The sequence below is a fragment of the Pseudomonas syringae group sp. 247E2 genome (assembly GCF_032587795.1).
Classification (GTDB): Bacteria; Pseudomonadota; Gammaproteobacteria; order Pseudomonadales; family Pseudomonadaceae; genus Aquipseudomonas; species Aquipseudomonas amygdali.
Genome location: NZ_JAWHPK010000015.1, coordinates 36,881 through 62,946, shown reverse-complemented (window position 1 = coordinate 62,946; position 26,066 = coordinate 36,881). Strand labels below are relative to the sequence as shown.

Annotated in this window: 21 protein-coding genes; 9 read left to right on the top strand and 12 right to left on the bottom strand. The window is 59.1% G+C overall.

Annotated features, from left to right (window positions below):
• Positions 1-11: 11 nt before the first annotated feature.
• Positions 12-725, bottom strand: a complete 714-nt coding sequence (pgl, locus tag RYC18_RS15450; RefSeq protein ID WP_057405379.1) for a 6-phosphogluconolactonase — start codon at positions 723-725, stop codon at positions 12-14.
• Entirely contained in the window at positions 712-2,181 is a 1,470-nt protein-coding gene (gene zwf, locus RYC18_RS15445) for a glucose-6-phosphate dehydrogenase (RefSeq protein ID WP_004656035.1), read from the bottom strand. The genes pgl and zwf overlap by 14 nt, the downstream gene beginning before the upstream one ends.
• A 219-nt stretch (positions 2,182-2,400) precedes the next feature.
• Here zwf and RYC18_RS15440 point away from each other — a divergent pair, with 219 nt between their 5' ends.
• On the top strand, positions 2,401-3,267 hold the full coding sequence (locus RYC18_RS15440) for a MurR/RpiR family transcriptional regulator (RefSeq protein ID WP_002552324.1): 867 nt from the start codon (positions 2,401-2,403) through the stop codon (positions 3,265-3,267).
• 1,373 nt (positions 3,268-4,640) lie between these two features.
• Here the strand turns inward: RYC18_RS15440 and RYC18_RS15435 are convergent.
• From RYC18_RS15435 to edd, 10 genes are all read right to left on the bottom strand, one after another.
• Positions 4,641-5,516 carry a D-hexose-6-phosphate mutarotase gene (locus RYC18_RS15435; protein WP_044321790.1) on the bottom strand — a complete coding sequence of 292 codons (876 nt, stop codon included), beginning with the start codon at positions 5,514-5,516 and terminating at the stop codon, positions 4,641-4,643.
• A gap of 108 nt (positions 5,517-5,624) precedes the next feature.
• Positions 5,625-6,986 carry a carbohydrate porin gene (locus RYC18_RS15430; protein WP_004656031.1) on the bottom strand — a complete coding sequence of 454 codons (1,362 nt, stop codon included), beginning with the start codon at positions 6,984-6,986 and terminating at the stop codon, positions 5,625-5,627.
• A 126-nt stretch (positions 6,987-7,112) separates the two neighbouring features.
• Positions 7,113-8,279 carry an ABC transporter ATP-binding protein gene (locus tag RYC18_RS15425; protein ID WP_004656029.1) on the bottom strand — a complete coding sequence of 389 codons (1,167 nt, stop codon included), beginning with the start codon at positions 8,277-8,279 and terminating at the stop codon, positions 7,113-7,115.
• Positions 8,280-8,281: 2 nt separating this feature from the next.
• A complete protein-coding gene (locus tag RYC18_RS15420; RefSeq protein WP_004656028.1) occupies positions 8,282-9,127 on the bottom strand; it encodes a carbohydrate ABC transporter permease in 846 nt (281 codons plus the stop codon).
• Positions 9,120-10,028 (bottom strand): carbohydrate ABC transporter permease, encoded by a 909-nt coding sequence (locus tag RYC18_RS15415; protein ID WP_004666129.1) that lies wholly within the window; start codon positions 10,026-10,028, stop codon positions 9,120-9,122. The genes RYC18_RS15420 and RYC18_RS15415 overlap by 8 nt, the downstream gene beginning before the upstream one ends.
• A 104-nt stretch (positions 10,029-10,132) precedes the next feature.
• Entirely contained in the window at positions 10,133-11,419 is a 1,287-nt protein-coding gene (locus RYC18_RS15410; protein ID WP_316886450.1) for an ABC transporter substrate-binding protein, read from the bottom strand.
• Between the two features lie 169 nt (positions 11,420-11,588).
• Complete coding sequence (locus tag RYC18_RS15405) at positions 11,589-12,995, bottom strand: ATP-binding protein (protein WP_004666131.1); 1,407 nt, start codon at positions 12,993-12,995, stop codon at positions 11,589-11,591.
• A 61-nt stretch (positions 12,996-13,056) separates the two neighbouring features.
• Positions 13,057-13,794, bottom strand: coding sequence for a response regulator (locus RYC18_RS15400; RefSeq protein WP_004656016.1), 738 nt, complete (start codon positions 13,792-13,794; stop codon positions 13,057-13,059).
• A gap of 50 nt (positions 13,795-13,844) precedes the next feature.
• The gene (locus RYC18_RS15395; RefSeq protein ID WP_004656014.1) at positions 13,845-14,810 is read right to left on the bottom strand and encodes a glucokinase; all 966 of its coding nucleotides are present in this window, start codon (positions 14,808-14,810) and stop codon (positions 13,845-13,847) included.
• Positions 14,807-16,633, bottom strand: coding sequence for a phosphogluconate dehydratase (gene edd / locus RYC18_RS15390; protein WP_004656012.1), 1,827 nt, complete (start codon positions 16,631-16,633; stop codon positions 14,807-14,809). The genes RYC18_RS15395 and edd overlap by 4 nt, the downstream gene beginning before the upstream one ends.
• A gap of 219 nt (positions 16,634-16,852) precedes the next feature.
• On the opposite strand from edd, the gene gap reads away from it, so the two are divergent.
• From gap to RYC18_RS15350, 8 genes are all read left to right on the top strand, one after another.
• Positions 16,853-17,854, top strand: a complete 1,002-nt coding sequence (gap, locus tag RYC18_RS15385) for a type I glyceraldehyde-3-phosphate dehydrogenase (protein WP_002552314.1) — start codon at positions 16,853-16,855, stop codon at positions 17,852-17,854.
• Positions 17,855-17,967: 113 nt separating this feature from the next.
• Complete coding sequence (locus RYC18_RS15380) at positions 17,968-18,486, top strand: RNA polymerase sigma factor (RefSeq protein ID WP_002552313.1); 519 nt, start codon at positions 17,968-17,970, stop codon at positions 18,484-18,486.
• Between the two features lie 59 nt (positions 18,487-18,545).
• A complete protein-coding gene (locus RYC18_RS15375) occupies positions 18,546-19,511 on the top strand; it encodes a FecR family protein (RefSeq protein ID WP_316886449.1) in 966 nt (321 codons plus the stop codon).
• Between the two features lie 121 nt (positions 19,512-19,632).
• Positions 19,633-22,212: a TonB-dependent receptor gene (locus tag RYC18_RS15370; RefSeq protein WP_316886448.1), complete on the top strand. Its 2,580-nt coding sequence runs from the start codon at positions 19,633-19,635 to the stop codon at positions 22,210-22,212.
• A 117-nt stretch (positions 22,213-22,329) separates the two neighbouring features.
• Entirely contained in the window at positions 22,330-22,944 is a 615-nt protein-coding gene (locus RYC18_RS15365; RefSeq protein WP_316886447.1) for a biliverdin-producing heme oxygenase, read from the top strand.
• On the top strand, positions 22,941-23,399 hold the full coding sequence (locus RYC18_RS15360; protein ID WP_005745818.1) for a YbaN family protein: 459 nt from the start codon (positions 22,941-22,943) through the stop codon (positions 23,397-23,399). The genes RYC18_RS15365 and RYC18_RS15360 overlap by 4 nt, the downstream gene beginning before the upstream one ends.
• A gap of 98 nt (positions 23,400-23,497) precedes the next feature.
• On the top strand, positions 23,498-23,854 hold the full coding sequence (locus RYC18_RS15355; protein ID WP_002552307.1) for a DUF5064 family protein: 357 nt from the start codon (positions 23,498-23,500) through the stop codon (positions 23,852-23,854).
• 666 nt (positions 23,855-24,520) lie between these two features.
• Entirely contained in the window at positions 24,521-26,029 is a 1,509-nt protein-coding gene (locus RYC18_RS15350; RefSeq protein WP_005745817.1) for a sigma-54-dependent transcriptional regulator, read from the top strand.
• The last annotated feature ends 37 nt before the right edge of the window (positions 26,030-26,066 follow it).

The following is a 26,066-nucleotide window of genomic DNA, read 5'->3' as shown; positions in this document are numbered from 1 at the left end:
GTTTCCTTTGCTTATGGGCACCAGTAAATCTCGAGAGACGGGTTGAGAAACGCACGCACCGGCATCTCGGCGAGGTCATCGCCCGCCAGCGCGGTGCGCAGGGTGTCGAGTTTGGCCTGACCGGACACCGACAGGATCGGCGAACGTGCCGACGCCAACAGGCGGCGGGTCAGGGTCAGGCGCTGATGCGGCACGCTCGGTGCGAGCATCGGCAGGCAGCGGCGCTCACCTTGCAGATCAAGGGCTTCTTTCAGGTTCGGGCTACCAGGGAACAGCGACGCGGTATGCCCGTCGTCGCCCATGCCCAGAATCAATACATCAATCGGTGGCAGCTCGGCCAGCGCCTGATCGGCAGCCAGCGCTGCCTCCTCGACACTGCCCGCCACGCTGTACAACCCCAGAAACTTCGCCTTCGCCACAGGACCCTGCAGCAAGTGGCGCTTCAGCAGGCCCGCATTGCTGTCGGCATGCTCGGTCGGCACGAAACGCTCGTCAGCCAGGCTGATGACTACTTTCGACCAGTCCAGCGGCTGCACGGCCAGGCTCTGGAAAAAGGCCACCGGACTGCGACCACCGGACACCACCAGGGTCGCCAGACCGTTTTCGCCAATTGCCTGCTTCAGGCGCTCGGCGACGTTGGCAGCCAGCGCATCAGCCAGTTGCTGCGGTGTGTCGAAATCACGTGCTACCAGCCCTGCTGGCAGCTCAAGGTCACATATCGCCATACCAGGATCTCCCGTCACGAGTAATCAGGGCAATGGAGCTCATTGGCCCCCAGGTTCCGGCCGGATAAGGCTTGGGCGCATCGCCCGCCTTCTTCCAGCCAGCGATCAACTGATCGCACCATTGCCAGGCGTACTCGATTTCATCTTTGCGGACAAACAGGTTCTGATTGCCACGCATGACTTCCAGCAACAACCGCTCATAAGCGTCGGGGACACGAGCGCTGCGGTAGGTGTCGGAAAAATTCAGTTGCAAGGGCCCGCTGCGCAGCTGCATGCCTTTGTCCAGCCCCTGGTCCTTGGTCATCACCTGCAAGGAAATACCTTCGTCGGGCTGCAGGCGAATGATCAGGCGGTTGCTGATCTGCAAACGTTGTTCAGGCGCGAAGATGTAGTGCGGCGGCTCTTTGAAATGGATCACGATCTGCGACATTTTCTGCGGCATGCGCTTGCCGGTACGCAGATAAAACGGCGTACCCGACCAGCGCCAGTTGCGGATATCGGCACGCAGCGCGACGAAGGTTTCAGTATCGCTCTGGGTGTTGGAGTTCTCTTCCTCCAGATAACCCGGCACCGCCTTGCCTTCGCTGTAGCCAGCGGTGTACTGGCCACGCACCACCTGGGTCGCCAGACGCTCGGGCGTGAACGGTGCCAGCGCCTTGAGCACCTTGACCTTCTCGTCGCGAATACTGTCTGCCGACAGATCGCTGGGCGGGTCCATGGCAATCAGGCAAAGCAGTTGCAGCAAGTGGTTCTGAATCATGTCGCGCAATTGACCGGCCTGATCGAAGTACCCCCAACGGCCCTCGATGCCGACCTTCTCGGCAACCGTGATTTCCACATGAGAAATATGGTTCTGGTTCCACTGGGTTTCGAACAGGCTGTTGGCGAAACGCAGGGCAATAAGGTTCTGTACCGTGTCCTTGCCCAGGTAGTGGTCGATACGATAGACGCGGTTTTCCGGGAAGAACTGCGCCACTGCATCGTTAACCCGGCGCGAAGAAGCCAGGTCGTGGCCAATGGGTTTTTCCAGGACGGCGCGCGTCCGCTCGGCCAGATTGACCGAAGCGAGGTTCTCGCAGATTGCGCCGTAGACCGAGGCCGGGGTGGCGAAATAGGCGATCAGGGTTTCGGCAGTGCCGACGCGTTCGGCAAGCGCGACGTAGTCCTCAGCCTTGAGGAAGTCGACATGCAGGTAGCTGAGGCGCGCCAGAAACCGGCCCAGGTTGTCGGGCTCGAGTTCGGCCTCGGGAATGAAGCGGCGCATGGATTTTTCGATATACGCCAGATGCGACTGTTCGTCGCCGGGTTCACGCGCCAGGGCAAGAATTTTTGTGTCTTCGTGCAGCAGTCCAGCGCGATCAAGCTGATAAAGAGCCGGGAACAGCTTGCGTACCGCCAAGTCCCCCAGGGCACCAAACAGGGCAAATGTGCACGGTTCAACCGTAATCAAGGGCATAATGTTGGTTCTTTTATCAAGTTAGGCTACAAATACCTTTTTTAAAGGCGTTACTCAAGGCCATATGTAGTAATAACCACAACATTCTGCCTAAAAGCATATTCCAGTGGTGATCAACACAGGCCCTCAGTACGATAGGCCACCTTTGCTACAGGCTAAAGAGCTAAAAAAAGCTCAGGCCAAAACCGTTGGTGAATCAGCCCCCGACAAGGACTTTGAATGGACCGCGTAAGAAACCTCCTGGAGCAAATCCAGGGCCGACTCGATGAGTTGAACAAGGCCGAGCGCAAGGTGGCCGAAGTGATCCTGCTCAACCCGCAGATGGCAACGCGGCTGAGCATTGCAGCGCTTGCCCAGGCCGCCAAGGTCAGCGAACCGACGGTCAACCGCTTCTGCCGTTCGTTCAGCGTCAGCGGTTATCCGGAGCTCAAACTGCAACTGGCCCAGAGCCTGGCAAGCGGCGCAGCCTATGTCAGCCGCGCTGTGGAAGCCGACGACAATCCCGAGGCCTACACCCAGAAGATTTTCGGTAGCGCCATTGCTTCGCTCGACAGCGCCTGCCAGCAACTGGACCCGGCGCTGATCAGCAAGTCCGTGGACATGCTGATCCAGGCACGGCAGATCCACTTTTTCGGGCTGGGTGCCTCGGCGCCGGTGGCGCTTGATGCGCAGCACAAATTCTTCCGTTTCAACCTGGCGGTCACGGCGCATGCCGATGTGCTGATGCAACGGATGATTGCGTCGGTGGCCCATACCGGCGAATTGTTCGTGATCATTTCCTACACCGGGCGCACGCGCGAGCTGGTGGAAGTGGCCCGCATCGCCCGTGCAAATGGTGCTTCGGTGCTGGGACTGACCGCCGCTGGCTCGCCACTGGCGCAGGCCAGCACTGTGAGCCTGAACATTCCATTGCCGGAAGATACCGACATCTACATGCCGATGACCTCGCGGATCATCCAGCTCACCGTTCTCGATGTGTTGGCCACCGGCATGACCCTGCGCCGCGGCGTCGACTTCCAGCCGCACCTGCGCAAGATCAAGGAAAGCCTGAATGACAGCCGCTATCCGATCGAGGATCAGGGCTGACTGGGTGTCGTTGACTATCGTTCACTCTGCGTAGTAATGCCTTTTGTGACGCTCTGCGTCACACAGCGGTTCTGTGACTTCAGGTGAATTGGTGTTCGACTCAGATTCTCGTTCCCACGCTCCGCGTGGTAATGCCCTTCGTGACGCTCTGCGTCACACAGTTCTGCGATTCAGCGAGATTCAGGCTCGACTCGATTCACCTTTTCGCCCCTCGGCGAGTTACTTTGATGGGGCCAAAGTAACCAAATCCCCTCGCTCCTGTTTCCGGCCCGACTTCGTCGGGTTCCTTCGCCCTGTCACTGATCCGGGGGGCGCCGCAACGGGCCATCCTTGGCCCGATGCGGCTTGCTCGGCGTCCTGCCTCGCATCCCCCGGATCAGCGCCAGGACTCAGCCGTCACTAACGTCGCACTCTGCGTTGTCTGTGTCATCGTGGTTGAAAAGCGCTTAGAGCAGTTTGGTTAAAGGCACGATTCAGATATCACTATCTGTGACATCAAATGGATTGGCGTTCGACTCAGATTCTCGTTCCCACGCTCCGCGTGGTAATGCCTTTCGTGACGCTCTGCGTCACACAGTTCTGCGATTCAGTGAGATTTCGGCTCGACTCGATTCACCTTTTCGCCCCTCGGCGAGTTACTTTGATGGGGCCAAAGTAACCAAATCCCCTCGCTCCTGTTTCCGGCCCGACTTCGTCGGGTTCCTTCGCCCTGTCACTGATCCGGGGGGCGCCGCAACGGGCCATCCTTGGCCCGATGCGGCTTGCTCGGCGTCCTGCCTCGCATCCCCCGGATCAGCGCCAGGACTCAGCCGTCACTAACGTCGCACTCTGCGTTGTCTGTGCCATCGTGGTTGAAAAGCGCTTAGAGCAGTTTGGTTAAAGGCACGATTCAGATATCACTATCTGTGACATCAAATGGATTGGCGTTTGACTCAGATTCTCGTTCCCACGCTCCGCGTGGTAATGCCCTTCGTGACGCTCTGCGTCACATAGTTTTGCGATTCAGTGAGATTCAGGCTCGACTTGAGTCACCTTTTCGCCCCTCGGCGACCTACTTTGATGGGGCCAAAGTAGGCAAATCCCATCGCTCCTGTTTCCGGCCCGACTTCGTCGGGTTCCTTCGCCCTGTCACTGATCCGGGGGGCGCCGCAACGGGCCATCCTTGGCCCGATGCGGCTTGCTCGGCGTCCTGCCTCGCATCCCCCGGATCAGCGCCAGGACTCAGCCGTCACTAACGTCGTACTCTGCGTTGTCTGTGTCATCGTGGTTGAAAAGCGCTTAGAGCAGTTTGTTAAAGGCACGATTCAGATATCACTATCGTGCCGACGCTCCGCGTCGGCATGCAGTTCGAGACGCTCTGCGTCACACGCAAATCACCCCGCCAGGCTGGCCTGCAATTTGAGTTGCACCTGCTCGCCCGGTTGCAGGCTGAAGGCGTCGCCGGAAGCCGAAGCGGCTTCCACGCGCACAAAGCCTGCGGTCTCGCTGCCACACACCCCCAGTAGCGGTCTGTTGCCGGGGTGCCAGACCACGGTATTGGCGCTGTCGCCGGTGTCGATGTTCAGCCTGCGCTGCCAGGTCGGGTCCTGCAGTTGCAGGGCTCCCGCATGTTCGAAAACTCGCTGGCAGCCGCCTGCCACACGCAATTCGCCATGTTGCTGGCAGACCTGTCGGCTGAGTTCGTCATAACCCTGCGCCCCATCAAGGCCCTCAAGCGCGACTTCAGCCACATCGCCAATCCGCCAGTACGCATGCAGCGCATGACTGAAATGACACGGTTCACTGTCCTCGTGGCGGGTGCTCAGACGCAACTCCATGCCCTGCCCCAGCTCGGCATGCAGATCGACCTGCCAGTCCCACAGCTGCAAGCGCCAGTGCAGGCTGACGCCCTTTTCGCTCTCGCTGCTGTCGATCAGTTTCCAGTCCAGCAAGCGCCCCCAGCCGTGTGCCGGCCAGCCGCTTTCACCGGGGTGTCGGCCGTACCAGGGCCAGCACACTGGCACGCCACCCCGAATCGCCCCCACCTGCGGCCATTGTGCAGCGCACCAGAGCCAGGGTTTCTGGCCTTGCGGCTGAAAATGCAGCAACTGCGCGCCTTGGCGACTGAAGACCGCCTGACACTGCGGATGATCGATAACCAGTACATCGCGCAGCTGGTGACGCTCCCACTCGAAAGTGGGTCTGGCACGTCGGGATCGGAAGAAGCGTTGCAATGGATGTTCAGGCAGTTGCGCGTCGAGAGAGGTCATCGCCAATCGCGTCCCTGAAAAATAAAAGGATCAAGCCAAAAAAAACGGGCAGCCAGGCTGCCCGCAAAGCACACACGACCTTTGATCGCGTTACGCGTCAATCAGTAATCAGAACTTCGACTGGATCTTGATGCCCGCCACAATCGCGTCATCAACCTGATCTACACCGCCGGGGTGCTTGACGTACTGCAGGTTGGGACGCACGGTCAGCCAGTTGGTGACGTGGAAGCCGTAGTAGATTTCCGAGTTGTACTCAGTGCTCTGGACCGGCAGGTAGCCAGGGTTGTCGTAGTCATTGATGCCGCTGATCTGGTTGGCCAGACGCACGCGATCCTGCACATCGTCGTTGACGTGGATACGGGCGATACCGATACCGATGTCATCTTTCGGACGCGAGTTGAACGGACCTTTGTACGTGAAACCGATCTGCTGGTAGTTATCGACGAAGTTGGTGGCCTTGTCATGTACGGTAGCGTTGGCAAAAATGCTCAGGCCGCGCGATGCATCGCCATCGTGAGTAGTCAGCTGTTGCTGAGCAACAACCCACCAGCCGTGCTTGCTGTCATGCGACTTGAACGCAGCGCCGGTAGCTGCCTGTGGCTGACCGTTAACGTCTTCATAGACATCGTCGGCGTTGGGCGTGCTCTTGTAGAAGCCGACACGGTATTCACCGGGCAACGAATTGACGGTCGGGGTCCAGACCAGTTCAACCGGCAGGATCATACCTTTGGTGCCGCTGCCGCTGAGTTTGAAGCCGTTGCCGGTTTCGAGGTTGGACGGGTTCTGCTCGTAGACGCCGACCTGTGCGTACACTTCCGGCGTGATGTTGTACTTCACGCGCAAGGCCCACTGGCTGATTGGCCAGTTGTACCAGGTGTTCACATAGTTACCGACCTGCGAGCCGCAGAACGACAGGTTCTGGAAATCGCAAGGGAAGCTGTTGAAGTCTTCGCCCGGTCCGAAACGACCTGCCTTGACGTCCAGCGCGCCGTCAAAATACTTCTGCTTGATCCACATTTGCGTCAGACGCCAGGTCTGGCCGCGACCCCAGACTTCCTGGGAGGAACTGAGGGTACCGGCACGAGGGTCGCCGATCCGGTCGTTGGAGATGTTGCGCCCGCTACGTTCGGTGATTGCCAGCTTGAACTCTGCGTCCTGCCAGCCGAAAGCCTTCTGCAAATCGACTTTCATGCCCAGCGCGAACTGGTCGCTGTAGCGGCCGGTCTTGTCGTCGTTGTAACCGCCCTTGATGTTGCTGGCCATCTCGGAAACGTATTCCAGCGAGAAGTCATAGCCCTTGTCGAGCAGTTCGGTACGCTTGCCGTTCCAGTCGCCAGTCATCCACGGTGAATCGGCAGAAAATGCATCGGCCGCATGAACGCTGCCTGCCAGCCCCATCGCACCCAACACCGACAGCGTGCTTACCAATTGGAACCGGGAAAGCGATTTTCCTTTGTTGATCTTCTTCATCCCATCAATCCTCGTTTTATTGTTATTAGCTTTGGTAGACGTTTTGCTTCATTCACTGCTTCGTTTTCGCCGGTCGGCCGCTTCATTGTGGCAGTAGACAGCCGGCCAGCGATGCTCGGTGCTGAATCAATTTATCACTTGCGGCTCAACTGGAACATTGTTTGCCCGTTCAGCCAAAGGTGGTGTTCCCAGAACCCCAAGACGCTCACCGCTCTGAGCATCGAAAATCAGCACCCTGGAAGGGTCGAACTGCAGGGTCAGACTTTCGCCCACCTGCGGTGCGACATCCGGCGCAAGGCGACAGCAGACCTTGCTCTGATTGAGCGTGACGAACACCAGCGTGTCCGGCCCGGTAGGCTCGGTCACCTGGACCTCGGCACGGATGGTCGGCATGCCATTCGACTCAGCGCCAGCAAGCATAATCTGTTCCGGCCGGATACCGAGAATGATTTCTCGATCTTCCAGCCCGGCATCGGATACGCCGACCGGCAGCTCGCAACGCGCCTGACCACTGTCGAGCAGCGCAATCAATTGGCCATCCTTGCGTTGCAGACGCAGCGGGATGAAGTTCATCGGCGGCGAACCGATGAAACTGGCGACGAACAGGTTGGCCGGATCGGTGTAAATCTGCTTGGGCGTACCGAATTGCTGAACGATACCGTCCTTCATGACCGCGACCTTGTCGCCCAGCGTCATGGCCTCGATCTGATCATGGGTCACATAGACGGTGGTGGTTTTAAGGCGCTGGTGCATCAGTTTCATTTCGGTACGCATCTCGACGCGCAACTTGGCATCGAGGTTGGACAACGGCTCATCGAACAGGTAGATCTTGGGACGACGCGCCAAGGCACGACCCATCGCGACACGCTGCTGCTGGCCACCGGACATCTGGCCCGGCTTGCGATTGAGCAAGTGCTCGATCTGCAACAGCTTGGCTACACGAGCCACTTCCGCATCGATGTCGGCTTGCGGCATCTTGCGGATCTTCAGCCCGAACGCGATGTTTTCACGCACGCTCATGGTCGGGTAAAGGGCATAGGACTGAAAGACCATCGCGATGTCGCGATCCTTGGGGCTGGTGCTGCTGACGTCCTGGCCATCGATGAGAATCTCACCGCCGCTGATGCTTTCCAGACCGGCAATGCAGTTCATCAAGGTGGATTTGCCACAGCCGGAAGGGCCGACCAGAATCAGAAACTCGCCATCCTTGATCGACAGGTCGATGTTCTTGAGCGTGTCCGGCAAGTTGCTGCCGTAGGTCTTGTTGACGTTGCGTAATTCGAGAGTCGCCATGATTACCCCTTGACCGCGCCGGCCGTGAGCCCACGCAGGAAATACTTGCCAGCCAGTACGTAGACCAGCAGTGTCGGCAGGCCGGCAATCATCGCCGCCGCCATGTCAACGTTGTATTCCTTGGCACCTGTGCTGGTGTTGACCAGATTGTTCAGGGCCACGGTGATCGGCTGAGACTCACCACTGGAGAACACAACGCCAAACAGGAAATCGTTCCATATCTGGGTGAACTGCCAGATAAGGCAGACCATCACGATGGGCGTGGACATCGGCAGAATGATGCGCCCGAAGATGGTGAAAAACCCGGCACCGTCCAGCCGTGCAGCCTTGACCAGCGCATCGGGAATGCTGACGTAGTAGTTACGGAAGAATAGCGTGGTGAACGCCAGCCCGTAGACCACATGCACAAACACCAGCCCGGTGGTCGTACTGGCCAGGCCCATTTTGCCCAGCGTAAAGGAAGCCGGCAGCAGAACAGTCTGAAACGGCAGGAAGCAACCAAACAGCAACAGACCGAAGAACAGCTGCGAACCCTTGAAGCGCCACATCGACAATACATAGCCATTGAGCGCGCCAATGGCGGTGGAAATAATGACTGCCGGAACGGTTATTTTTATCGAGTTCCAGAAATAACCATCTACCAGGTCCCAGGCCTTTATCCAGCCAATTGCAGTGATCACACTTGGCCAGCTCAGCAGGTTGCCGGTGCCGATGTCTTCGGGGGTCTTGAAGCTGGTGAACAGCATCACCACCAGCGGCACCAGATAAATCAGACAGGCCAGTATCAGCACGGCGTAAATCAGAATACGACTGAAGCTGATGCCCGGTTTGCCAACATGACTAGTCATGGCGTTTGGTCCTCAGCTCGGAATACAGGTACGGCACCAGAATCGCCAGGATCGCGCCGAGCATCAGAATCGCACTGGCCGAGCCCATGCCCATCTGGCCGCGGCTAAAGGTGAAGGAGTACATGAACATCGCAGGCAGGTCGGATGAGTAACCGGGGCCACCGGCGGTCATCGCTGCCACCAGATCGAAGCTCTTGATGGCAATGTGCGCAAGGATCATCACGGCACTGAAAAACACCGGACGCAGGCTTGGCAACACAACGCGCCAGTAGATCATCGGCAAACTCGCGCCATCCATCTGCGCAGCACGAATGATCGATTGATCGACGCCACGCAGGCCCGCCAGAAACAACGCCATGACAAAGCCGGAAGACTGCCACACCGCAGCAATGACCAGGCAGTAAACCACGCGGTCCGGGTCGATCAGCCAGTCGAGACGGAAACCTTCCCAGCCCCAGTCGCGCAGCATCTTGTCCAGGCCCAGGCCGGGGTTGAGCAGCCATTTCCACGCCGTACCGGTGACAATCATCGACAGTGCCATCGGGTACAGGTAAATGGTGCGGATCATGCCCTCACGACGGATCCGCTGGTCCAGCAGGACGGCCAGCAGAACACCGATCACCAGGCTGATGGCAATGAACATCCCGCCAAACACCGCAAGGTTCTTGCTTGCCACCCACCAACGATCGTTGTCCATCAGGCGTGCGTATTGCGCCAGACCGACCCATTTGTAGGACGGCAGAAACGTCGAGTTGGTAAACGAAAGCGCGAATGTCCAGAGGATGTAGCCATAGAAACCCACCAGCACGATGAACATGCTGGGTGCCAGCACCAGTTTTGGTAGCCAGCGTTGCAGCGCATCCATTGGCGAGGCTTTGCTGATCGCAGCGACAGAGCTCATCGGGAGTATCCCATCCGGTGTATCGAATCCAGGCCGCAGCCGCGGGTGAAATCAACAGAGGATTTCAGCACCACGAACTGCGGGTACAGGCGGTTCAGAGAGAGTTACTGGGCCGATTTGACCGCAGTGGCCAGCTTCTTGGCTGTCGCTGCAGGATCAGCTGCCGGGTCGTTGATGTAGTTGGTGACTACATCAAAGAAAGCACCCTGCACCGCCAGCGTAGTGGCCATGTTGTGCGCCATGCTCGGTTGCAGGCCACCGGTCTTCGAATCGGCCAGGAAATCCTTGGCAGCGGTTTGCGCACACGAGTCGAAACCGTACTTGCTCATGTCGGACAGCATGTCCTCACGAACCGGGATCGAGCCCTTGTTGATGCTGAAGACTTTCTGGAAGTCCTCGCCCATCGCGACCTTGGCCAGATCCTGCTGTGCGGCAGTGGTGCCCTTGTCTTTCTGCTTGAACACCGCCAGCGAGTCGATGTTGTAGGTAAACGCCTTGTCGGTGCCAGGGAAGGCTACGCACTGGTAATCCTTGCCGGCGACCTTCTTGGCTGCGGTCCATTCACTCTTGGCCCAGTCACCCATGATCTGCATGCCGGCCTTACCGTTGATAACCTTGGCAGCTTCCAGGTTCCAGTCCTGGCCCTTGCCATCGGCATCCATGTAGGTCGCGACTTTCTTGAGCTCGGTGAGGGACTTGACCATGCCTTCACCGGTCAATGCGTCCTTGTCCAGATCAACCAGGGCCTTCTTGTAGCCATCAGCGCCCATGACCGAGAGCACAACGGCTTCAAAAACAGTGCTGTCCTGCCACGGCTGACCGCCATGGGCGAGCGGAATGAAACCGGCTTTTTTCAGCTTGTCGCCCGCAGCATAAAACTCTTCGAGCGTGGTAGGCGCCTTGTCGATACCGGCTTTCTTGAAGACTTCAGGGTTGATCCACAGCCAGTTGACGCGGTGAATATTCACCGGCACCGCTACGTAATCACCGTCGTACTTCACGGTGTCGGAGACCTTCTTGTCCAGCAGCGAGCCCCACTTCTCGGCCTTGGCGACGTCTTTCAACGCGTCCGTATCAAGCAGACCGGTAGAGGCCCATTCCTGAATGTCAGGCCCTTTGATCTGGGCAACACCTGGCGGGTTACCGGCAACCGCACGGCTCTTGAGCACGGTCATGGCGGTGGAACCGCCACCGCCGGCAATGGCGCCGTCCTTCCAGACAAAGCCGTCTTTTTCGACCTGCGCTTTCAGAACGTCGACCGCAGCCTTTTCGCCACCCGACGTCCACCAGTGCACAACTTCTACAGTGCCTTTGGATTCAGCGGCAGTAGCGCTCAGAGGGAACAACGAAGCGAGAGAGATGACAACAGCGAGACGTGACATGGAATTCATCGAATTGACCTTTCTTGTTGTTATGCATGAGCAAGTCTGATGCTTGCGCTTCGTGGGAGTCTAACCAAGCCTGAAGCGCCGACAGTAACGAAGGGACGCGCGATTGTCACAAGATGGTGACAATTGAAATCCCGGTGCAATCGATAGGTAAAAGCCACTTTGCAGCGCGTCATTCCGCAGTTCTCGGCAGGTACAACGTTACCCGCAACCCACCCTCACGCAGGTTCTGCAGGCTGACTTCGCCACCGTGACTGTGGGCAATGTTGCGCGCGATACCCAGGCCCAGACCGTAGCCCTGCTGCTGATTGCCTGCCAGACGGAAATGCGGTTCGAAAACGTGTTCGAGACGTTGTTCGGGCACACCAGGCCCTTCGTCATCCACATGCAGGACGAAAGCCGTGGCGTTATCCTCGACTTTCAGATGAGCGCGATGGCCATATTTAAGGGCATTGTCGATCAGGTTGCCCATGCAGCGCCGCAGCGCCAACGGCTTGCCGGGATAGGCAGCCTGAGCCTCGCCTTGCTGGGTGACACGTCCGTCGCCTTCAACATTCAGCCAGGGCTCGACCAGGCAATCAAGCAGTGCATTGAGGTCCACCGGCTCGATGTTTTCATGAATATCGGTATCTTTGACGCACTGCAGCGCGCCTTTGACCAGCAACTCCAGTTCGTCCAGATCGCGGCTGAATTTACGCTGCATGTGCTCATCTTCCAGCAGCTCGACACGCAACCGCAGCCGGGTGATGGGCGTGCGCAGATCATGCGAGATGGCACTGAACAACTGACCCCGTTCGGTCAGATAGCGGCTGATACGGGTGCGCATGGCGTTGAACGCACGGCTGACCTCGATCACCTCGCTGCCGCCGCCCTCGACCACCGGCTCGACGTCCGCGCCCAGTGACATGTCCCGTGCGGCCCGCGCCAGGCGTTTGAGCGGCCGGCTCTGCCAATGCACCAGCAAACCGATGAACAACAGCAAAAACATGCTGGTCAGGACGATGAATGAAACCTGCTGAAGGGGCAGCTCCTGCTCCTCCAGCGAGGTGTAGGGCTCAGGCAGCAGAGAGGCAATGTAAAACCATTCACCGGGCGCCATTTCGATTTGCGTAACCAGCACCGGCGGGTTCACCGGCTCAAGTGTCAGCGCGTAATGCGCCCAGGAACGCGGCAGTTCATCGAGCTTCAGGCCGCTGTTGAAAATACGCAGCTCATCGGGCCGCGCAAACCATACGGTGATGTCCGGCCCATTACCCAGACGCTGGCGCAATACCTCGCCCACCACGTCCAGGACCGCCTGCTTGCGAGGCGTGGGCTGCATGATTTGCATATCCAGCGGGTGATCGTTGAGCGAGACGACGAAACGGGTGCCGCCCATACTGCGCAGTTGATCCAGCACCATGGGCCGGTAGGCCAGCGGCAATGAGCGAAAGTAACTGACACTGGCCGCCATCGAGTAAGCGAGGCTGCGCGCGCTGGTCACCAGCCCTTCGGTCTGTGTGGCGCGCAACTGTGACAGCCAGATCACACTGGACAGTGTCTGAGCCAGCAGAACCGCCAGTAACGTCAACAGCAGCATGCGCCCCAGCAATGAGCGCGGCAGTGGCAGGCCGGTTCTTTTCGCTCCTGCCACCGGCGAGTTAATAGCCGTTGCCCGCTTGCGAGTTGACGTTCGCGGCCAGCAGATAACCACTGCCGCGAATGGTGCGGATCAGGCGCGGCGACTTGCCAGTATCGCGCAGACGCTGACGCAGCCGACTGACCGCCATGTCGACGATCCGCTCCAGCGGCATCAGCTCACGCCCGCGTGTGGCATTGCCGATAGTGTCGCGGTCGAGAATCTGCTGGGGGTTGTCGAGAAACAGCTTGAGCAGCGCAAAGTCGGCACCGGACAGAATCACTTCTTCGCCGTCATTGTGAAACAACCTGTGACTGACCATGTCCAGCCGCCATTCGTCGAACAGAATGACATCGCCGCCAGGACGCTCCTGACCGAACTGGGCGCGCCTCAACAGTGCCTTGATACGCGCTTGCAGCTCACGCGGGCTGAACGGCTTGCCCAGATAATCATCAGCGCCCAATTCCAGGCCGATGACCCGATCGGCTTCGTCCGAACTGGCGGTCAACATGATGATCGGCACATGCGGCTGGCGCGGATGCTGACGGATCCATTTGCACAGACTGAAACCGTCTTCATCGGGCAGCATCACATCAAGGATCAGCAAATCACTGGGTTCTTCGTTGAAGGCGCGGCGAAAATCAGCGCCATCACCCACCGTGCGCACCTGAAAACCGGCACGACTCAGGTAGGTGTCCAGCAACTCGCGAATCTCCTGATCGTCATCCACCAGCAGGATCGATTTACTGACTGAACTCAAGTTGAGGCGTCCTTGTTTGACGGTGAATCTTTGTTGTTATGGGATGCTGCTCAGATCTGCGAACCGAAGGCCTGTTGCAGAGCGACGCCTGAGCCCATCAGGCCAGGGTACTCGGCGGTCACCAGCCAGACCGGCAGGTTCTTGAAATAGTCGCTCATCACGCCCTTCTCGGCCATGGCGCGCTTGAAACCGCTGTTGATGAAGAACTCAGTGAAGCGCGGCACCACACCGCCGACAATGTACACGCCGCCCAGGCTGCCCAGGGTCAGCACATTGTTGCCCACCACCCTGCCTAGAAACACACAGAACTGCTCCAGCACGGCTGCGGCTACCGGGTCGCCCGCCAGCGCTGCCGAGGTGACAGCCGCAGGCGACTTGAGCACTGGCTCGATATCGTCCAGGGCGCAACTGACCTGATAGAGCAACAGCAAGCCCGCGCCACTGAGTACCACTTCAGCGCTGACATGCTCATGCTCAGCCATCAGGCGTGTCCATAACAGGGCCTCGCGTGCCGTGCCGATTGGCAGGTCAGCATGCCCGCCCTCGCCCGGCAGCGCCAGCCAGCGACTGCCGTCAAGCTTGATCAGCGTACCGATGCCCAGCCCGGTACCCGGCCCGACCACCACACGCGGCCGATCCGGCTTGCCAGCGCCAGGGCAAACCGTCAGGTATTCATCTTCCTTGAGCCGGGTCATGCCCAGCGCCATGGCGGTGAAGTCGTTGATCAGCAGCAGGTGATCGACTTTCAGGTCAGCGCAAAATGCCTCACGGCTCAACCGCCAGTGACTATTGGTGAACTGGAAAAAATCGCCATCCACCGGTCCGGCAACGGCCAGGCATACGTGGCTGATATCACCGCGCTGCAATTCAAGGTCCTGCAGATAGACTTCGATGGCCTTTTCCGGGCCGGCGTAGTCAATGGTCGGGAATACCCGGACAGAATGCAGCGTGTCGTCTTCCCAAATGGCAAAACGTGCATTGGTACCGCCTATATCACCGACCAGGGCCAACTTCACTTGAGCGTCTCCAGACTAGAAGTAAAGGCGCTGGCACCCTGCTCTGCGGAGCTGAAGGCCATGCGCATGAATCCAAAGAGCTCGCGACCACAGCCGACACTGTTGTCGATCTGGTTGATGGCCGGTTCTCTGGCGGCCAATTCTGACGCTTCGACCAGAACTTGTAACGTGCCTTTTACGCCATCCACACGGATCACATCACCATCGCGCACCAGTGCCAACGGGCCACCATCAAACGCTTCAGGGCAGACATGAATGGCCGCCGGGATTTTTCCCGATGCGCCCGACATACGTCCGTCGGTGACCAGCGCCACCTTGAAACCACGGTCCTGCAGAACACCCAGAAACGGCGTCATCTTGTGCAACTCGGGCATGCCGTTGCAGCGCGGACCCTGGAAGCGCATCACGGCGACGAAATCGCACTCCAGTTCACCGGCCTTGAACGCATCGGCCAGCTCCTTCTGATCCTGAAAGACCTTGGCTGGCGCTTCGACGATCTGATGCTCCGGGGCCACGGCAGAGACTTTCATCACCCCGCGGCCCAGGTTGCCCTCCATGACCCGCAAACCACCTTCCGGCGAGAACGGACGGGCGACCGGACGCAAAATGTTTTCATCAAGGCTTTCAAGCGGTCCTTCGCGCCAGACCAGCTTGCCATCCTCCAGGAATGGCTCTTTGGTGTAGCGGCTCAAGCCGTAACCGGCCACGGTATTGACGTTTTCGTGCAACAGACCGGCAGCCAGCAACTCACGGATCAGGAACGACATGCCGCCCGCCGCCTGGAAGTGGTTGATATCGGCTTTGCCGTTGGGGTAGACGTGACTCAGGGTTGGCACCACTTCCGACAGGTCGGCCATGTCCTGCCAGGTCAGTTGAATGCCCGCGGCCTGGGCAATCGCCGGCATGTGCAGCGTGTGGTTGGTCGAGCCACCTGTCGCGTGCAGGGCAACGATGGAGTTGACCAGCGAGCGCTCGTCGACGATTTCGCCGATCGGCATGAAGCTGCCGCTCTGCTTGGTCAGACGCGTCACCTGGTGAGCCGCTTCGGCGGTCAGTGCATCGCGCAGTGGCGTGTAGGGATTGACGAACGAGGCACCGGGAAGGTGCATGCCCATGACTTCCATCAGCAGCTGGTTGGTGTTGGCAGTGCCGTAGAAGGTGCAGGTTCCCGGACCGTGATAGGACTTCATTTCCGAGTCGAGCAACTCTTCACGGCTGGCCTTGCCTTCCGCGTAACGCTGCCGTACGTCGGCTTTTTCCTTGTTGGAGATACCTGAAACCATCGGTCCGCCCGGCACGAAGATGGTCGGCAGATGACCAAAACGCAGTGCGCCCATCATCAAGCCAGGGACGATCTTGTCGCAGATACCCAGCATCATCGCGGCGTCGAACATATTGTGTGACAACGCAACTGCCGTGGACATGGCAATCACTTCGCGACTGGCAATGGCCAGCTCCATACCCGGCTCACCCTGAGTCACGCCATCGCACATGGCAGGCACGCCGCCGGCAAACTGACCGACCGAACCAATGTCACGTAAAGCCTGTTTGATCTGGGCAGGAAAGTGTTCGTAGGGTTGATGCGCCGAGAGCATCTCGTTGTAGGAGGAGACGATTGCCACGTTGGCGGCGTTCATCAGACGCAGGCTTTGCTTGTCTTCTGGCCCGCAGGCAGCGACGCCGTGAGCAAAGTTGGCACATTGAAGCTTGCCGCGCATCGGGCCATCGCTCGCTGCGCCGCGAATCAATTGAAGGTAGCGCTGACGGGTATCGCGACTGCGGGCGATGAGTCGCTCGGTTACTTCAAGGACGCGGGGATGCATGTGATGAACTCCAGGCTAACGTCTAAGGTCACCCGTAAAGACGGTTCCGGTTTTCGAGCAGTGACGGGCGGGGAGCAGAACCCTGATCTCGATCAACCGGGAGGGCCTTTCAGGCTTGTAGTTGTAGATAAAACAAAATATTGCCACTAAAAAGGCTTGTTTTCTATTTCTATGAGAATAATCTTGTAATTCCAACAACAAATTCAGAAGGACGGCTGTATGACTCTTCGTATCGCAATCAACGGTTTTGGCCGCATCGGCCGCAACGTCCTACGCGCACTGTATACCCAAGGCTACCGCCAGGACCTGCAGGTCGTCGCCATCAACGATCTTGGCGACAGCGAAATGAACGCACACCTGCTGCGCTTCGACACCGTACACGGCCCTTTCAGCGGCACGGTCGAGTGCGACAAGGATAGCCTGACCGTCAATGGTGACCGTATTTCGGTCAGTGCCATTCGCAATCCGGCCGAGCTGCCGTGGAAGGCGCAGGACATTGATGTAGTGTTCGAGTGCACCGGCCTGTTTACCAGCCGTGACAAGGCCGCAGCGCACCTTACTGCCGGTGCCCGCAAGGTCATTATCTCCGCCCCGGCCAGCGGTGCCGATGCCACCATCGTCTATGGTGTCAACCACGACACGCTGCGTCAGTCGCACCAGATCATCTCCAGTGCATCCTGCACCACCAATTGCCTGGCCCCGGTCGCCCAGGTACTGCACCGTGAACTGGGGATCGAAAATGGCCTGATGACCACCATCCATGCCTACACCAACGACCAGAACCTGATCGATGTCTATCACACCGATCCGTACCGCGCCCGCTCGGCGACGCAGTCGATGATCCCGAGCAAGACCGGCGCTGCCGAAGCAGTGGGCCTGGTACTGCCGGAGCTGGCAGGCAAACTCACCGGCATGGCGGTACGCGTACCGGTCATCAACGTTTCGCTGGTCGACCTGACCGTGACCCTGAAGCGTGAAACCACGGTCGATGAAGTCAACGCGCTGCTGAAAGAAGCCAGCCAGCATTCCAAGGTGCTGGGCTACAACGCCCTGCCGCTGGTTTCCCACGACTTCAATCACAACCCGTTGTCGTCGATTTTCGACGCCAATCACACCAAGGTCAGTGGCAAGTTGCTCAAGGTACTGTCGTGGTACGACAACGAATGGGCGTTCTCCAATCGCATGCTCGACAATTGCCTGGCGCTGCACAACGCCGAGTAAATTCAGCGTCGCAGCGGGCAGCAGCGTAAGATAATTATTTACAGATGCAGGCTTGACCCGACCAAAAGATGAGAAGCATTATCATTTGCTCACATCTCTGGTCGGGCCTCTCTGTGTCGCAGTCACGCTTCAACGATGTCTTTCTGGCCCAGCGCCCGGTTCTGCTACGCACCCTGCAACGCATGGTCGGCAACCAAAACGCTGCCGAAGACCTGCTTCAGGAAACCTGGCTGCGCGTCAGCCGTGCATTGACCGAACACCCCGTCGACCACCTTGAACCCTTCGTCTTTCAGACCGCCCGCAACCTGGCGCTGGATCATTTGCGTGCGCGGCGTATTCATGGCCGGACCATGCTCGAAGATGTCTCACCCGCCCAACTAGAAAGCGTCGTAGCCCAGATGGGCTCGCCTGAGGACGCTGCGCATGCCAAGCGCCTGCTTGAAAACCTGAGTGCCAGCCTGAGTACGTTGAGCCCGCGTCAGCAGAAAATCTTTACCCTCAGCCGCCTCGATGGCCGCAGTTATCTGGAAATCGCCGAGCAGCTTCAGGTCTCCGCCAGTACTGTCCAGAAAGAACTGAAACTGATCATGGCAATCTGCGTAGGCGTCCTCTCAAGACTTGACCCGCCCTGAACCCTGCCGCACGCTGCCAGACTCTTATCGATACAGTTTCAGGATTGCCGAGGAACACTGTGGCCCCGAGAACCGAACGCCCGCACGCGATTGCGCAGGACGTGTTGAGCAATGCTGCAATGGATCAGGCACTGACCTGGCTGCTCGAACTGGAAGGCGCAGACGCCACCCGGCTTGCCCGTTTTCAGGAATGGCTGAACGCCGATCCGGAACACGCACGCGCCTTCGATAAGGCCCGGACACTCTGGAATTCACAGCCGGTTCAGCACGCCGCCGAAAGCATCGCGCAACCCCGCAAGCCATCGGCGTGGAAACGTGTCCGTGCGCAATGGAAACCTCTCGCCACTGCAGCGGTGTTGCTGTTGGGGCTGTTCAGTTTCAGCAATCTGCCGCTGCGCCTGCAGGCCGATCACCTGACCATAGTGGGTGAGCGCCAGCGCCTGGAACTGGCAGACGGCTCGAAAGTGCTGCTCAACACCGACTCGGCGTTCTCCAGTCAGGTAGGTGAACAGCGGCGCTCTGCTCGCCTGCTGCAAGGCGAAGCATTCTTCGATGTCAGTTCCAGAGCGGGCATGCCACTGGAAATCGAAGCCGGACCGGTGCGCATGAGTGCCAACAGCACCGAATTTTCCGTGCGTTATCTGAACGGCGTTGCCCAGGTAAAAGTGCAGCGCGGCGCTGTCGACGTGCGTGCCACACGCGGCGACTCCAGCGTCAGCCTGGGGGCCGGAGAAAGCGTTCGCGTGGGGCCTGCTGGCTTCGGGCATCGTGAAAAGCTTGACCCGCTCAGGGATTTCGCCTGGGTGCAAGGTCGACTGATCTTCGATAACCGCCCGCTGAGCGAAGTGCTGACCGAGCTGCGTCGTTACTATCCCGGCTGGATCATCAGCACCAACCCGCAACTGGATCGTGTGGCAGTGACCGGCAACTATCGCCTGGACAACCCGCTCGACGTGGTGCGGTCGCTGGCACAGATCACCTCGGCAAGCCTTCACGAAATGCCTGCGCTAGTGATTCTCAACTGAAGCAAAGTTTTTTTACTCGATAGCGACTGCCCGTTCGTCTAGTTATAGCCAATGCAACTGATTCTCATTTTGAAACGGTTTGTAAACACTATAACGAGCAACACCCCAGGGAGCGCTACCGATGTCATCCACGTTCACGCCTGCCGCCCAACCACACGTACGGCTCACGCTATCTCTGCTGACACTTGCAGTGCTGGGCGCCAGTCTACAGACGGTCAACGCCAGTGCTGCCAGTGAAAGCACCCAGGCGGCACGTTCGGCAGGCACCTACAACTTCTCGATTGGTCAGCAATCGCTGGTGTCGGCACTCAATGAATTCAGCCGCATCACCGGCTGGCAGGTGGGCGTGTCATCGGATCTCGCGCAAAATGTCACCTCCCAGGGTGCCCGCGGCAATCTGAGACCTGCGCAGGCGCTGGACACCCTGCTGGCCGGCAGCTCGCTGAGCTATCGCAATCTGGGCAACAACAATGTAGTGCTGGAAAGGCGCACCGCAACCGCCGGCGTCTTGGCCCTCGATCAGATCACCGTCAGCGCCACGCGTCAGGCACAGGATGTCGCCACGGTACCAAGCACCGTCAGCGTGCATTCCCGTGAAGAACTGGACCGCAGCAACGTCAACACCATCCGTGATCTGGTGCGCTACGAGCCGGGGGTTTCGGTGGGCGGCGCAGGCCAGCGCGCAGGCACAACCGGCTATAACATCCGCGGCATTGACGGCAACCGGATACTGACTCAGGTCGACGGCGTGGAAGTCCCCGACAGCTTTTTCACCGGTCCTTATGCGCAGACCCATCGCAACTATGTCGACCCGGAGATCGTCAAGCGCGTGGAAATCCTCCGCGGTCCGGCCTCGGCCCTGTACGGCAGCAGCGCAATCGGTGGGGTGGTCAGTTATTACACGCTGGACCCGGATGACATCATCAAGCCCGGCAAGGATGTCGGCGCACGCCTCAAGACCGGTTACAGCTCGGCAGACGAAAGCTGGTTGAACTCGGCCACTGTCGCAGGCCGTCAGGGCGAGTTTGACGGCTTGCTGCACGTGAGCCAGCGCAATGGTCATGAGACCGAATCCTATGGCGAAACAGGTGGCACAGGCCTGAGCCGCACCGAAGCCAACCCTGAGGATGCGCGCAGCACCAACGTGCTGGCCAAGCTGGGCTGGAATTATACCGACGGTTCGCGTCTGGCTCTGGCTTACGAAAAGTACAAGGACGACCGCGACAGCAACCTGAAAAGCGCAGTCGGCGGGCCGTTCACCAACGGCAGCGGGCTGGGCATGTATCAATCGCGCGAGGGTAACGACACCATCACCCGCGAGCGCTTCGGGGTCGAAAACAGCTTCGCCGTCGATAGCCTGCTGGTCGACAACCTCAAGTGGAGCCTGAATTACCAGACCGCAAAGACTGATCAAAGCACCCGGGAGCGGTACTTTCCGTTCTCCCGAGATGTCATTCGTGATCGCGACACGCACTATCAGGAAAAGCAGTGGGTATTCGATGCCCAACTGGACAAGGCATTCTCTATCGCCAGCACGGACCATGTGCTGACCTACGGTACGACGGTAAAGCAGCAGAAAGTCACCGGGCTGCGCAGCGGCAGCGGGACCTGTGCGCGCGTATTCGGCTCCTGCCGCGTGGTCGGTGCAGACAGCCCGAGCGACCGTCTGGCCGCGACGAGCGATTTCCCGGACCCGACCATCACCAGCTATGCGCTGTTCGCCCAGGATCAGATCAGCTGGAACGACTGGACCTTCATGCCCGGCGTGCGTTATGACCACACCACACTCGACCCGAAGTTCACGCCAGAATTTCTCAGGTCGGTCAGCCTCGCCGACCCCGGTCAGGGCAACGACGAAACGCGGACATGGCATCGCTTGTCGCCCAAGTTCGGTGTGACTTATGCACTCAGCGACGCCTACACCTGGTACGGCCAGTATGCCGAAGGTTTCCGCACACCGTCGGCCAAGTCACTTTATGGACGCTTCGCAAACCCGACGGCAGGCTACGTGGTTGAGCCCAATCCGAACCTGGAACCGGAAACCAGCAAAAGCTATGAAACCGGTTTACGCGGTCGCTTCGAAGCGGGCTCGTTCGACATCGCGGTGTTCTATAACAAGTACCGTGACTTCATCAACGAGGACGCCATTACCCCCGGTTACAGCGAACTCACGTTCCAGTCCAACAACATCAAGCACGCAACCATGAAGGGCGCGGAATTCAAAGGGCGCATCAATCTCGACAGCATCGGTGCGCCAAACGGTCTCTACAGCCAGGCATCGGTTGCCTACGTGCAGGGCCGCAACAACGATACAGGCGAGCCAATCAACAGCGTCAACCCGCTGACCGGTGTGATCGGCCTGGGCTATGACCAGAATGACTACGGCGGCCTGCTGAGCTGGACGCTGGTCAAGCGCAAGAATCGCGTGGATGACAGCAATTTCCACACGCCGGACGGCACCTCCAGTCAATTCAAGACCCCGGGCTACGGCATTCTGGACCTGAGCGGCTACTACAAGGTCAGCAACGATGTGACCGTCAATGCGGGTCTGTACAACCTGACCGACAAGAAATACTGGCGCTGGGATGATGTGCGCGGCTACGACGGCGTGGGCGAAGCTGGTGTGACGGCGCCCGCTAATCTGGATCGCCTGACCCAGCCGGGACGCAACTTCAGCGTCAACGTGGTGTGGGACATCTGAACCCGAAAGTAGCGTAAAACCCGTCGCCGAGTACATCGGCGGCAGGCTTTTTTTACGCTTTCGGGTGCAGCTATTCGTCTATTCAACAAGCCCCCTTTTTCAGCAAGGAAGAACTCGATGACCCTTGATCAGAACCGACCGACTCTGCGTTCGCAACGCCTGAGCCAGATCACCCACGCGCCACACGAACAGCTCGACAAGGCGGTCAAGGCACATGCGCCGTTTGAAACCCTGGCCAGCTACGCTCGCTTCGTGGTTGCTCAATACCTTTTTCAGACGGAATTGCAAAGCCTGTACAACGAGCCCGCGCTAGGGGCGATCATCAACGACCTGCCGGCCCGCTGCCGCGCAGAACAGGCCGGAGCGGATCTTGCCGACCTGAACATGGACCTTCCCCTGCCGGTGGCTGGCGCAGTACAAGCGCCGAGCACCGCAGAAGCGCTCGGCTGGCTATTTGTCTCCGAAGGTTCCAAGCTGGGTGCTGCATTCCTGATCAAACGTGCCGAAGCCTTGAACCTGAGCCACAGCTTTGGCGCCCGGCATCTGAGCGAGCCTGCCGGAGGCCGCGCAGCAGGCTGGAAGACCTTTGTCAGGACGCTTGACGAGCTGTCGCTGACCGCCGAGCAGGAAGCAGCACTTGATCGAGGCGCCATTGCCGCATTCGAGCGTTTCAATGTCCTGCTGCAATACGCCTACGCCGATGCCCCGGTTGCAGACATGGCACAGGCATGAAAAAGCGCCCGGTGCTGTTAAGCTGGCCGGGCTCCCCGAACCTGCCTGTAGAGACCATGACGTACAAACCACCCGGCTCAAGACTCTCGCGCCTTTTATACGGCATCCTCGCCTACGTCGCCCTCGGCATAGGCATTGTCGCGATCTTCATTCCCGGCTTGCCGACCACCGAGTTCATTCTGCTGGCGGCCTGGGCGGCGACACGCAGCTCGCCGCGTCTGAATGCCTGGCTGGAAAACCATCGTGTGTTCGGCCCGATCCTGCACAACTGGCGCAACGGCAGACTGGTCGCCCGCAAGGCCAAGATCAGCGCCACCATCAGCATGCTGGTCTGCGCCGTGGTGATGCTGAGCCTGATCGGCCACGCCTGGTGGCTTTATCTGGCTCTTACCGGTATGGCGCTGGGTAATATGTGGATATGGTCGAGGCCGGAACCGGACAAGATCGATCGTTGAGCGCAGGCATGATGCAAGCGGCACCCTGCACGAGGCTGAACCGTCCGGTCGCGAGGAGTGTCAGACTGAACACACTCAACACTTGATGGAGTCACTTCATGTACGAGCCAGGCCATCTGCACCTCACCCACGTGGCGCTGCAGCCATCGGATATCAGCTATGACATCCACTTGCGCTACAACGTGGAGGAAGATCCCAAGCAAGGCACGTCCATGCACTTCACCATGCAGGGCGAAATCAACGGCAAGCCGTTCGAAGAGCAGTTCCAGCTGCCCCGTGACCTCGCCTTCAACTTCGCCCATGACGCCAGTCGCATCGCGATCAGACACGGCTTGCCCAACTCGGCCGCACTGCCCATCGCCCAGCACAAGGACTACGACCGAATGTTCGCGGACATTCGCGACAAACTCCACGCCAAATCAGGCGACCCGGTGAAGCCGGAGCATCTGGAGTAAGCGCCAGGCTCCTCTTGGCAACGGGAGCACGAGGTCCGGAGAACACTCTCGTGCCCATGCTCCGCGTGGGTATGCCGTTCCGGACGCTCTGCGTCCTCTCCTGAATAAACAGCATGGCGTAAATCCATGACGCAGAGCGTCAAGAAGGGCATTCCCACGCTGGAGCGTGAGGAACGATAGATGTACGGCAGAACACCAGCGTGCAGTAGCGTGAGGAACGACGCTCCGCAGAACACCATCGTGCCCATGCTCCGCGTGGGTATGCCGTTCCGGACGCTCTGCGTCCTCTCCTGAATAAACAGCGTGGCGTAAATCCATGACGCAGAGCGTCAAGAAGGGCATTCCCACGCTGGAGCGTGAGGAACGATAGGTGTACGGCAGAGCACCAGCGTGCAGTAGCGTGAGGAACGACGCTCCGCAGAACACCATCGTGCCCATGCTCCGCGTGGTTATGCCGTTCCGGACGCTCTGCGTCCTCTCCTGAATAAACAGCATGGCGTAAATCCATGACGCAGAGCGTCAAGAAGGGCATTCCCACGCTGGAGCGTGAGGAACGATAGTTGCCCGGGAGAACACTATCGTGCTCATGCTCACCACCGGATTTCACCAAACCTGCCGCTACAAGGCATACTTGCCGCCTTCTAATCCGCGAACCGTCAACGCCTCATGCGCATCCATGTCAGCTTCATCGACCGCGTCGGTATCACCCAGGAAGTGCTGGCGATCCTGGGTGGACGCAATCTGAATCTGGATGCCGTGGAGATGGTGCCGCCCAATGTCTACATCGACGCGCCGACCCTCAGCCACCAGATGCTCGAAGAACTCAAGGACGCGCTGTTTCGGGTTCGTGGGGTAGAAGCAATCACTGTGGTCGATATCCTGCCGGGTCAGCGCCGCCATCTGCAACTGGACGCGCTGCTCGCCGCCATGACCGACCCTGTGTTGGCACTGGACAGCGCCGGGCATGTGCTGCTGGCCAATCCCGCGTTGATCGCACTGATCGGCCGGGAACCTGCGGGCGAACCCATTGCTGAACTGTTCGCCGACCCCGGTCTGCAAGCAGCATTGCTGGAAAACAGCTTTCGACTGCCACTGCGCGAAATCACCCTCAACGGTGAAGCGCTGTTGCTGGATGCCACCCCGATCACCGAGGCGGGTGCGCTGATTACCCTGTACCTGCCCAGCCGTATCGGTGAGCGCCTGTCGGCGCTGCATCACGATCACGCCGAAGGTTTCGATGCGCTGCTCGGCGAGTCAGCCGCAATCCGCACCCTCAAGGCGCGCGCGCAACGTGTGGCGGCGCTGGATGCACCGTTGCTGATTCAAGGTGAGACCGGCACCGGTAAAGAACTGGTAGCGCGGGCTTGCCACGCCAGCAGCGCGCGTTACGGCGAGCCATTCCTGGCACTGAACTGCGCGGCGCTGCCAGAAAACCTGGCTGAAAGCGAACTGTTCGGTTATGCCCCGGGTGCCTTCACCGGCGCCCAGCGCGGTGGCAAGCCGGGGCTGATGGAACTGGCCAATCAGGGCACCGTGTTTCTTGATGAAATCGGCGAAATGTCGCCTTATCTGCAAGCCAAACTGCTGCGCTTTCTCAACGATGGCAGCTTCCGGCGTGTCGGTGGAGACCGGGAGGTCAGGGTCAATGTGCGTATCCTCAGCGCTACCCACCGCGATCTGGAAAAAATGGTCAGCGAAGGTACCTTTCGTGAAGACCTTTTCTACCGCCTCAACGTCCTCAATCTCGAGGTACCGCCGCTGCGCGAACGCGGGCAGGACATTCTGCTGCTGGCCCGCTACTTCATGGAACAGGCCTGCGCGCAGATTCAGCGTCCAGTGTGCAGGCTTGCGCACGGCACCTACCCTGCTCTGCTGGGCAATCGCTGGCCGGGCAATGTTCGTCAATTGCAGAACGTGATCTTCCGTGCTGCCGCCATCTGCGAACACACTCAAGTGGATATAGGCGATCTGGATATCGCAGGCACTGCAGTTGCGCATCCGCACGACAGCCCCGTGGACAGCCTCGAACATGCCGTCGAGGCATTTGAAAGAAATCTGCTGGAAAAACTCTACGCAGACTATCCATCTACCCGTCAGTTGGCCGCGCGTCTGCATACTTCGCACACCGCCATCGCTCATCGACTGCGAAAATATGGAATACCGGGCAAGCGCTAATCTATTGACGCCATTTATCGAAAATATATTCCGAAAA